Origin of the sequence: Microcoleus sp. B4-C1, from assembly GCF_036705285.1 — a bacterium.
GTDB lineage: Bacteria > Cyanobacteriota > Cyanobacteriia > Cyanobacteriales > Microcoleaceae > Microcoleus.
Genome location: NZ_JAUBUC010000131.1, coordinates 4431 through 14892 on the forward strand (window position 1 = coordinate 4431; position 10462 = coordinate 14892).

The 10462-nt window shown below is 47.1% G+C and carries 10 protein-coding genes; 2 read left to right on the top strand and 8 right to left on the bottom strand.

Going from position 1 to position 10462, the window contains the following annotated elements; genetic code table 11:
- Positions 1 to 250: 250 nt before the first annotated feature.
- From QUB26_RS29540 to deoC, 5 genes are all read right to left on the bottom strand, one after another.
- On the bottom strand, positions 251 to 679 hold the full coding sequence (locus tag QUB26_RS29540) for an NUDIX hydrolase (protein WP_333320880.1): 429 nt from the start codon (positions 677 to 679) through the stop codon (positions 251 to 253).
- A gap of 90 nt (positions 680 to 769) precedes the next feature.
- Positions 770 to 1996, bottom strand: a complete 1227-nt coding sequence (locus tag QUB26_RS29545; protein ID WP_333058011.1) for a glycosyltransferase family 4 protein — start codon at positions 1994 to 1996, stop codon at positions 770 to 772.
- Between the two features lie 26 nt (positions 1997 to 2022).
- Positions 2023 to 3594, bottom strand: coding sequence for an MFS transporter (locus QUB26_RS29550; protein ID WP_333058010.1), 1572 nt, complete (start codon positions 3592 to 3594; stop codon positions 2023 to 2025).
- Between the two features lie 231 nt (positions 3595 to 3825).
- Positions 3826 to 4701 carry a DNA repair protein RecO gene (gene recO / locus QUB26_RS29555; protein WP_333245924.1) on the bottom strand — a complete coding sequence of 292 codons (876 nt, stop codon included), beginning with the start codon at positions 4699 to 4701 and terminating at the stop codon, positions 3826 to 3828.
- Positions 4702 to 5180: 479 nt separating this feature from the next.
- Positions 5181 to 5858: a deoxyribose-phosphate aldolase gene (gene deoC, locus QUB26_RS29560; RefSeq protein WP_333245926.1), complete on the bottom strand. Its 678-nt coding sequence runs from the start codon at positions 5856 to 5858 to the stop codon at positions 5181 to 5183.
- A 346-nt stretch (positions 5859 to 6204) separates the two neighbouring features.
- Between deoC and QUB26_RS29565 the strand changes: the two genes are divergently transcribed.
- A complete protein-coding gene (locus QUB26_RS29565) occupies positions 6205 to 6567 on the top strand; it encodes a hypothetical protein (protein ID WP_333058007.1) in 363 nt (120 codons plus the stop codon).
- Between the two features lie 354 nt (positions 6568 to 6921).
- Positions 6922 to 7944, top strand: a complete 1023-nt coding sequence (locus QUB26_RS29570) for a tetratricopeptide repeat protein (protein WP_333245928.1) — start codon at positions 6922 to 6924, stop codon at positions 7942 to 7944.
- A 93-nt stretch (positions 7945 to 8037) separates the two neighbouring features.
- Here the strand turns inward: QUB26_RS29570 and QUB26_RS29575 are convergent, their stop codons facing one another.
- The 3 genes from QUB26_RS29575 to QUB26_RS29585 all read right to left on the bottom strand — a co-directional run bounded on the left by QUB26_RS29575 (position 8038) and on the right by QUB26_RS29585 (position 10308).
- On the bottom strand, positions 8038 to 8784 hold the full coding sequence (locus QUB26_RS29575; RefSeq protein ID WP_333245930.1) for a hypothetical protein: 747 nt from the start codon (positions 8782 to 8784) through the stop codon (positions 8038 to 8040).
- Positions 8785 to 9355: 571 nt separating this feature from the next.
- On the bottom strand, positions 9356 to 10078 hold the full coding sequence (locus QUB26_RS29580) for a pyridoxine 5'-phosphate synthase (protein ID WP_333320882.1): 723 nt from the start codon (positions 10076 to 10078) through the stop codon (positions 9356 to 9358).
- A 62-nt stretch (positions 10079 to 10140) separates the two neighbouring features.
- Positions 10141 to 10308: a hypothetical protein gene (locus QUB26_RS29585; protein WP_333320884.1), complete on the bottom strand. Its 168-nt coding sequence runs from the start codon at positions 10306 to 10308 to the stop codon at positions 10141 to 10143.
- Positions 10309 to 10462: the final 154 nt, after the last annotated feature.

Here is a 10462-nt window from a genome sequence, read left to right on the forward strand (position 1 = left end):
GGAACAGGCATCTTGCCTGTTGCTGACATTATTGCAAGAAGATTGAATGTTTTTGTGGAACAGGCATCTTGCCTGTTGCTGACATTATTGCAAGAAGATTGAATGTTTTTGTGGAACAGGCATCTTGCCTGTTCCTGACGGGCGAGACGCCCGTTCCACAATAACATTGAGTTTTTTTTGTGGAACAGGCATCTTGCCTGTTCCTGACATTGGTGCAAGATGTGAGATGAACGAAACAAAAACTCCCCTCCTACAAACGCGGACGCAATCCATAATGACGGTAACGCCAATAATCTCGTAAAATGCGATCGTGATCGAAACACAACTCACGAGGAATCTGCCAAGATTCAAAAATTTGTAAACTTTTAGCATCGTCGGCGGCTTGAGGTTCGCCCGTTGCAGAAGCCAAGAATACAATACTGATTGTGTGTTGGCGCGCGTCGCGATTGGGGTCAGAATAAACGTAAAATTGCTCAATTAATTCTACATTCAAACTCGTTTCTTCTAAAGCTTCGCGTTTTGCCGCCGTTTCTACCGCTTCCCCGTAATCGACAAAGCCGCCGGGAATTGCCCAGCCGTAGGGAATATTGCGGCGTTCGATGAGTACGATCGGGCGATGGGGGCGATCGGCTAATTCGATGATAATATCAACTGTAGGAGCGGGATTTCTATAAGTCATATGCGAAGGAAGAAGGAAGGCACGACACGGATTTTGACACGAATACACGGATTAATTTCAACGGGTTCGGAGTTCCTTCTTCCTGCTGAATTATGCTAAACCGCGAATTAGTACGCGCTGCCTTTGCAAAACCTCTGAGTACAGCTTTTCCAACTCAGTAATATTCTGACTGAGAGTGTATCGCTCCATCGCCCGTTGGCGTGCTTTTTGACCAAGCAGCATTCCCAACTCAGGATGATCGCAAAACAGCGGCAGCAAGGTTTGCAACTGACTCCGTACCCGCTGAGTGTTCAAAACTATCCCCGCGCCTTCCTCCAAAGCCTCGCCGTCAGCACCGGCATCCGTTGCCAAACAAGCTAAACCGCAGGCCATCGCTTCCAGCAACGACAGCGACAGTCCCTCCACTAAAGAAGGCAAAATAAATACGTCTGCCCCCCGGAGGATTTCGATGCGGCGTTCCTCCTCGGCGACAAATCCGAGCCACACAATGCCATCATCTTCGCCGTAAAACAGTTGCAGCGAGGCGGCTAGGGGCCCGTCGCCTACGATCGCCAATACGTTCCCAGGGCCAAAATTACAGTGTTTCCACGCCTTGAGCAAAGCCTCGACATTTTTCTCCTGGGCAATGCGGCCTTGGTAAACAAAAATTCGATCGGCTTTTAATTCCGACTTCAACCCCGAAGGCCCTGGAGAATATTTAATGGCATCCACGCCGTTGGGAATCACGGCTACCCGTTCCTGTGGCACTCCCAACTTCACCAATATATCCCGCTGAATCTGAGAAAAAACGATCGTCGAGTCGTAGTTCGCCAAAAATGGAGCGTACAGTTGATACATCAGGTGTTGGGTTCCCGATGTCAAATTCCGCAATTTGCGATCGAACGGCGGGTGAAAAGTCGCCACCAAAGGCAAATTCAATTCTTGACAAATTTCCGGCAGCAGAAAGTCTAAAGGCGAAAGCGTCAGGGAAGCGTGAACAACATCGGGTTTGAGCCGCCGCAGAGATTTCATCAGCACTGTGCGGGACTTGAGAGTGGGAATCGTATAAATTTGCGATTTGTAGTGACAGGGTAAAGAGACTTCGTTGCAACTCGCGGACGAGAGCGAAGTGGTATATGAGGTTTGAGTAATTCCCTTTCCCCATGAACCATTTGCCATACTCCACCCCGTATTGTTCCTGTCCAGTGAGTCCGCCTCTTGGGCAAAGTGCAGAAAACTAACCTGGTATCCCCGGTCTAATAGTGCGTTGGTGACTTCCCTGGAGTAAGTGACGTTACCGCAAAAAGGTGATTTTTTTCCTAGCCAAGCGATGTGCATTCCAGTAAATCAGAGTTTGTTATTTTTTAGATTCGATCGACTTTGCTATTACTGCTACGGAAAATATACCAGGTTAAGACACCCCCAGCCATCGCTAATCCTGCTAAAGCCAAAAATACTGTTGGCAAACCCAGAAATGTTTCTGCTACCCCGGCCAAAGCCAACGGTAAACTCAAAGCGATATTAGTGGCATTGTTTTGCAGCCCGAAGACTTTTCCCCGCATTTCTTCTGGGGTTTCTGCTTGAATTGTAGTCTGCATCGGCACTCCCACCAATGAGGCAAATAAACCCAACAGGGTAATGAACAGCACCGACAGCCACAAATGGTCTGTAAACGCAGAAAGGGCCATCAGAGCAAGTGCCATCCCAATCGAGCCGATTAAACTCAGTTGGGAGTGAGAAAATTTGTGGCCGAGATAGCCGACTGTCGTCGCCCCAGCAGCCATGCCGACGCCCACCGCCGCCAGCAAAAAGCCAAATTGTGATGCTTTCATACCGGGGAGGATTTCTGCCAGCCGAACTGCTAGAACTGCCAAGGCTGCAAAAATGGAAAATAGAATAATTAGTTGAATTAAAGCATTGCGGACTTTGGGTTGATCGTTGATGTAACGCAGGCCATCTCGCAAATCTGCTAAGGGGTGGGGCGGTTCGTGTTCGACTTCGTTTTTTTCGCCTGTTTGCATCGACAGCAAGAGCACTCCGGCGAAGGCGTAACTTCCGCCTACTACTAATTCTTTGCCGATGCCGAGTCCGCCGCCGAGGTTGGAAAATAGGGTGTCGGCTAAAGCTAGTAAGGGTTCTCCGACTGCGAAGCCAATAATCACCGAACCCATCATGGTTGTGGTGTAGAGGGAGTTGGCTGATAGCAGGTGGCGGCGTTCCACAATTAGGGGAATCACTGACTGTTCTGCTGGCGCGAAAAATTGAGTTAAAGTCGAGACTAGGAATGTCACTAACAGCAGCAAGCAGAATCCGAGCGGCAGTTGACCGAGTTCCCACCCGTCAGACAGCCACAGCAGCACGGGCAATGTTAAAACAAAGGCTCCCCGCAGCAGGTTTGTGGCGACTAGCACTGCTTTTTTCGACCACCTATCGACATACACGCCTGCGGCGGCCCCGAACAGCACTGCGGGTATGGTAAAGGCGATCATGATTGCTGATACCCACCTGCTGATGGTTTGATCTGGCGCTTGAAAGCGGCTGGCTACGAGGGCGATCGTCAGTACGAGATAAACTTTATCTGCTAGTTGGGAAAAAACTTGCCCACTCCACAATGCTAGAAAATTTGGGTTTTTGAGCACTGGCAGAAATCCCGTTTGTTTTTCGGGAATTTCGGCTACTGCTTCGGAGAGTTCTGCTGCTGACTCTGGTGTGGGAACCGGGGGGATTGCTTCGGGCTGTGGGCTATTGCCGTTGTTCCAGTCTGGTGCTGGAGTTGTGGGGTATTTATCCATTTCTGGGTCTGGGACGTTGCTCCATTGTCGATCGGCCAAGACCGGCTCGGAGCTAAAATCGGGAAAATTTTCTCGTTCTTCCATTTTGTGGTGGGTCACAGCTAACACAGATATTCTCAAATCAGAATCAGACAGTCGCATCATAGGATTTGGGGTGGATGGCCTGGGATGGTGGAGGTTGGAGGGATTGGAATTTGAAATTGAGGTGTTAACCCCTAAGTTTATTAATAATCTCGTAACTTTATCTATATCTATTATCTGATGTCGCAACAACCTTGAAAATTTACCTGAAATTGCCGGCAGGTTCGGGTATCCGGCAGGCTGGGGGTGCGATGTACGATCGCCCCTTCACCTATTTAAGTCAACACTCAAAATTTAAAACTCAAAACTCTCTAGGTAGGTGTCGATCGAGCTTCCCGATCGAATCGTGCAACCTAAATGATACTGGGCATATTGTCGCAAAATATTTTCGACAGATATCCAAGTTGTTCGATCGGCAATCCCCTCTCCTAGTTCTGGACTAGCCAACTGTTGCAGCGCTGCTAATTCCTTAGCATTAATCTCGAAATTTGTCAAGTGTTTGCTACCATTCGTTTGCCGGGAACGGGAGGCGGATTTGTACAAGCTACCGTTTTCTGAAGAGAGTTCTGCCTCTAGGTTAGCTAGTTCGGGTAAGCTGAAGGTTCCCCCAGAGGGTATACTAAACCCGGTTTGCCAGTTCGGATCGGTGAAATTTGGGATGAGCGGCCCTCTGGTGGCGCAGCAGACTTGGACTTGGGGCGCGAGACCGGCTAAGGCTAGCAAGTGAAAAATGCCGTGGGCGAGGTGAGCAATCAGCACGGCGGCGGATTCGATTTCTGTGCGATCGGACAAACGCTCCAAACGGCTCAAATGTTCGCCCAGCAACCAAAACAGGTCTTCTTGGGGCTCATCGGAAAGGGCGCTGGCGATCGCCAATTCCGCCAGATATTGCGCCGCTGCGAGTTTTCCGAGGTTGCGGCTCAAACCCGGATGGGATTCTACGGTGTTGGCTTGGGTAATTTTGTCGAGCGATCGGCCTTTGGCAATTAGCAATTCGTTGACGACAAATAATTCGCTTCGGCCGCCAATGGTCGATCGTTGTTTGCGAACACCCGGTGCTACGGCTCGAATTAAGCCGAATTCCCGCGTCAAAACTGTCAGCAGTCGATCGGATTCGCCGATCGGCGCACTCTTAAGATTGATTCCAGTTGCTTTGTAAGTTCGAGTCACTCGATTTTAGATTTTAGATTTTAGATTTTAGATTTACAAGGACAGTAGCAAAAACAGTCCGCGACGCAGAACTTTTATTAGATACTCGTTACCAGGCTCTGCCTGGTAACGCAGATCCGGAGGCTCTGCCTCCTAATCCCAGCCGAGGCAGAGCCTCTAAATATGGGTTCCCAGGCAGAGCCTTGGAACCAGTTAAAACCATATTTATTTTGAGATTCTTTTTGCTAATTGATAAAGTTGTAGCTGTGGGAATTTCTCCCTATTAACTCCTTGAAACAATTGATGATAAACAATTGATTAATGACCCATGAATACACATCATATCATTTCCGGTAACACTCATACATGATGTTGACTGTTGACGGTTGACGGTTGACTGTAGACGCCGTGAACGCCGTGAACAGTGAACTGGAATTTACTATTCCGATGCTAACGGATTTGATATCAACAGTTAACAGCCAACAGTCAACAGCCAACAGTCAACGATTGTCTAAATTATCGCGCTGGCGGATTAATTCTGGGCCACGAGAAGTCCCCAAACGAGTAGCCCCAGCTACTACCAAATCTAAAGCTTGTTCATGAGTACGAATTCCGCCGGCCGCTTTAATCCCAATCCGTCCCTTCGTAACTTCCTTCAGCAATCGCACATCGTCAACTTTCGCCGGGCCAAAAAAGCCAGTGTTGGTTTTGATGTAGGCGACACCAGCTTCCATGCAAATCTCAGCCGCTAATTGTTTTTCGGCATCGGAAAGGAGCGAACTTTCGATAATTGCTTTAATGGTGAGATTAGTTTCTTCGCAAATTTGGGCTAATTCCCGGTGGAATTCGTCGATTCTTCCAGCTTTCAACAATCCTAAGTTAACGGAGACATCTAACTCTACGGCTCCATTATCTGCTGCTTCTAGAGCTTCGTAAACTTTCACCGTTGAAGTCGAAGCACCGGTGGGAAAACCTATAACTGTACAGACTTTGGGACGTTTGCCGTGCAGCAGCTCAACTGCTTGTCTGACGTAGGCGGGATACACGCAAACTGTGACAAACCCAAATCTCTCTGCTTGTTGGCAACAGTGTTCTACTTGCTCTGGCGTAGCGGTGGGGTCGATCAGGCCGTAGTCGATCAAGGGGGCAATATCGATGTCTGCCTGGTTTGCAGCCATTGCTGTTTTTTCTCCGAAGTAACTACTTTATTAAGTATGTATCGAATTTACCAATCTAAAATCTAAAATCTAAAATCTAAAATCGATCGACTTTACTTTGACCCCGAGCGAGCATAAATACTCAATTTGCTGCTCGCAAAAACTCTTGTGGGAAGTGGTTTGCCAATTTATGTCAAAAAAATATTTTGGTATCTGCCTTTAGATACATTTTTGATCTTTCTTTAGGTATACTTTGTTAAAAGGAGTTGCGGTAGAGCCTGCGTCAGCTACGCTAGGGCAGAGCCTGGTAGCGGCTACTGTTTTTACTCTGAGTAGTGCTTTAAAAACATAAAAGCCAGTGCCAAGCATGAATCATTTAGAACTCGAACAAGAAATTGGGAAGATGGCTAGAGCGATGATGACTCGCAATAGTTTAATTGGTAAGGATTTGATTGCGGATCTCAGAGGGCGGCTGTCTGTTGACAGTGTAGCTGCTTTGATGATTGTCAGTATTGAGCGTTTGATTTGGTATGACTGCGAGTCCGTGATCTGGAGTTTGAGTTATTTGATTCCTGCTGACGTGATGGAAGAAATTCGCCGGATTACTGCGCTGGTTGTTTGCCAGCGGTTGATGGGCAAGGGTTTTCTGCTGGGCAAAGATTTTAGTATTGATGCAACAGGCCAGTTGATGTTGAGTGAGAATGCTAAAACAGCGGTTGTGATTGCTTGAATTGGGCAACCAGAAGTAGAAGCTATTAGCACTAGGAGATTTGCAGTTAGACTTGGGGCGCCCTAGAACTTTTTGTGTAACTGCAAACCTAATTCGGGATGCGGTGGTAATAGTTGCGTGATTCACGCAGAGTTAAAATTCGCAGCAGCTCTAAAAAACGATGAGTGCGGTTAGCTAAAAGAGCTTTTTACGAGAGGAAAATAGTTAGTTTCGACCGCAAATTGTTGAGGTTGTTACTGACCCTGTGTACGGGCGATCGCCCTGTATCAAATTTTTCATATTTTTAGTGGAATTACAGTTTTATTCCAGGTATGGTTTCATGTAGAATCATCCCTAAGATAGATACAAAATATTATGAACTTAATTCAAAACTTGGAAGCGGCTTGGTATTACCATCTGGGATCGCGCCACCTCGAAGCTAACGATGATCATGGTGCTCTGGCGAACTTTAACAGAGCTTTGAAGTTGCAATCAGATCATTATAAGGCTTGGTTCGGCCGAGGTATGGCTTTGGGGAATTTAGAACGGCACTTAGAGGCGCTGAAGAGTTTTGATGAGGCCTTGGCGGTGGAGCCGAATGCGAGCTTTGGCTGGCACAACCGGGCTATTGCTTTAGGAAAGTTGGGCCGCTGGTTGGACGCTCTCAACAGTTTTGACCGGGCTCTGGAGTTCAGTCCGTGCGCGGCGAGTATTTGGCACAACCGAGGACTGACGCTGATCGAGATGGGGCTGTACGAGAAGGCGGTTCTGAGTTTCGATCGCTCTTTAAATTTGTATCCGGAGGCTGCTTGGGCATGGTACAACCGAGGTAATGCCCTGTTGGAACTCAAGCTTTACTATCAGGCGCTCAACAGTTTTGACCGGGCGATCGAGTTTAAGCCTGACGATGCGAAGGCTTGGTACAATCGCGGTATAGCTGCAAACTCTATGGGACTTTACAAACAAGCAGTAGCTAGTTTTAGCCGATCGATCGCTCTACAACCGGGCAGAGCCGAAGCTGTGGGCGAACGGAGAGTTGCTTTGGAGAAATTAGTAGGTTTAAATCAGAGAAATTCCAAGTTTACTCCCACATCTGAGCGTCCCTTGGAAGATTATTTAATTTGGTACAACCGGGGTGTGGAATTGGCGCGAAGAGGCTGCTACTCTGAGGCGATTGCTTGCTACGAAACAGTCTTAGAAATAACTCCTGATTTTGCTAATGCTTTTTACAATAAAGCTTGCTGTTATGCGCTCCTGGGATTTGCTGATTTGGCCCTTGACAATTTGCAGCGGGCTGTTGAGTTTATCCCTAATTTATACCGAGAGCTAGCTTTAGCTGACTCGGATTTAAGCTGCATTTGGAAACAAGAACGTTTTGAAGCGCTGATCCAAGGTTGATTTTACGCAAAAAAACAGCTCGCCAATGAGGCGAGCTGTTTTTTTTGGGCGACGCAAATTCGATCGCCCTCAAGAGTATTTGTGCAATCTTTGCTATTGCACAGATACTCGGATTGAGGGCTTGACCGGCCTCTTGGCAACTACGATTACCCGGTAAGTGCCGGATTCCGGTAGTTGAGCAAAAGTTTGACCTTCGCCTTGATCCAGGAGTTGTCCCGACGGAGATTCGATCGCCAGATCGAGATTTTTGGTACTAGCTGTCACCCTAATTGTCTGTCCCTGTTTGCCTTGAACGGTGATAGGCTGGATTTGGTAGCCGGACATTTTGAGTTTGACTGTGGCTTGTGTTTCCTTGAATGCTATGGGAATTGCGCGATCGGGCCGATAAGTCCACTTGGCGTTAAAGTCGCGTCCCAGTACAAAGCTGGTGGTTTCACCTTTCGGGGTAACTCGCACGCGGTAGATACCTGACTCTGGCAACTGGCCAATCCACTGATTGTCTGCTTTTTCAATAACCCCCATATTTTCACCATTGGGACTGTACAGTTCGGCTGTTAGTTGTCCTGCCCACAGCGAGAGAGTGAGTTCTCGCCCTTTGATGCCTTCAAAAATATAGGTGGTGGGTTGGTTGATGGTTTCTCGGATTTCCGAGGTTGACATTCGCTTGATTGGTTCGAGGTTTGAAACTGATTCAGAAGTAACGGGTTTGTTAAGGGTTTCTGTAATTTCCGAGGCAGCCATCAGCTCGCTCGGTGCAATTTTGGGGGCTACTGGGCTGGCAAATACTGATTTTGCCGTCATCATGAGTAGCATTCCAGTCAGTAAAATTAGTTTTTTCATGTCGCACTTCCGGGGGGGGTAAGGAGTTGTATATGGTTACTTGTGTTTGCCTGTTTTCACCGGATTAAATCGGGCGATCGCACAGAGGCTACAGCAGCATATAGGATACAAGTAAATATCCCGTACTTGCACAAAACCTGCTGGTAGCAAATTGGCAGTGCGGGAGCTAAGTAGTAGCCTCAATTTGTCGAGACATTTCAATGATACTACCTACGCATAATATCATCAGAGAATATTACTAATTTAGTCGAGGAAAATTAAAGCTTTTTCCGAGGTTCTTGCTCAAGAAATGCCCACACCCAAAAAACGCCGTCTCTGGGATTCTGGCTCTGCCTTGCTACTATAAAACGGCTAGCACCCGCACGGGGTGAGAGCCCGTAGTGTTCCTCTTTTTTGACGATCGCCTAATTATTCAGGGCACTGCGAACCCGATTTTACCATATTTGTAGCGTGTCAAACCATTTTTTGTGTAAGTTTTGATGTGTGTTTGTAGGGCGGATTGAGTTATTATTTCTGACAAAAACCAGTTAATCACTACCAAATCCGCCCTACCACACGAGGTTAATTTGTACTACGAACCTGCCAGGATTTGCAGATAAGCTTGTACTGTGTTGGATAACCCCATTTCTAGCGCTTCCGCAATTAAAGCATGACCAATTGATACTTCTAGTATATCAGGAATAGAGCAAAATTTAGCTAAGTTTTGCAAATTTAAATCATGTCCGGCATTCACCCCTAAACCGGCTGATTGAGCCGCTTTAGCTGCTAAGACATATTGTTGAAAAACAAAGTCTACTCTACCTTCGCGAAAAGCAGTTGCGTAGGGTTCCGTGTACAGTTCTACTCTGTCTGCTCCAACTTCTTTTGCTAGCGGCATGAGAGCAGCATCTGCGTCCATAAACAAGCTGACTCTGATGCCGTTGTCTTTTAATTTTTCAATGATTGGTAAGAGCCGATCGCGATTTTCGGGAATATTCCAACCGCTATCGGATGTTAGCACGTCGGGAGCGTCCGGCACCAAGGTACACTGAGCCGGTTTTACGTCGCAAACTATATCCATAAATGGTGGCTGAAACGGATTTCCTTCGATGTTGAACTCAACGGTTAGCATTTTGGCTAATTCGTAAACATCCGCGGCTTTGATATGCCTTTCGTCGGGGCGGGGATGGACTGTAACGCCATGAGCTCCGGCAGCAATTACTGTTTTTGCGGCTTCGGTAACGCTGGGGATACCGATGTTTCGAGAGTTTCTGAGGAGGGCAATTCTGTTGATGTTGACGCTGAGTTTTGTCATGGGATGTTAATCTTTAAGGTAGATGCTACTATATTAATCGCTTTCGGTACGAAATATTGAGCCTATGGCGGTAGTGTTAGGGCATTGTCAGAGGAAAAATTAGCTTGTGCAAGCGGTAAAGTTTCTGCAAATAAAGCCTCAGCTATTTGCTGTTTTGCTGCCAAATCTTCAAGGTTGGCAATGCAGAAAAGCGGTGCGACGCGATCGACTTTGTAACTGCGGCCGGACACTTCCTAAAGCAAGAAGTAGTTGACTGATACATTATTATCGCTTAACCATCTTTACTATGCAGCAATGCCAAATAATTGGGTGCATCTCACTTTGGCAAATGTGTCAAAAAAGAGATAAAATCAAAAAGCTAGTAAAATCGTTAAATAAAGATGA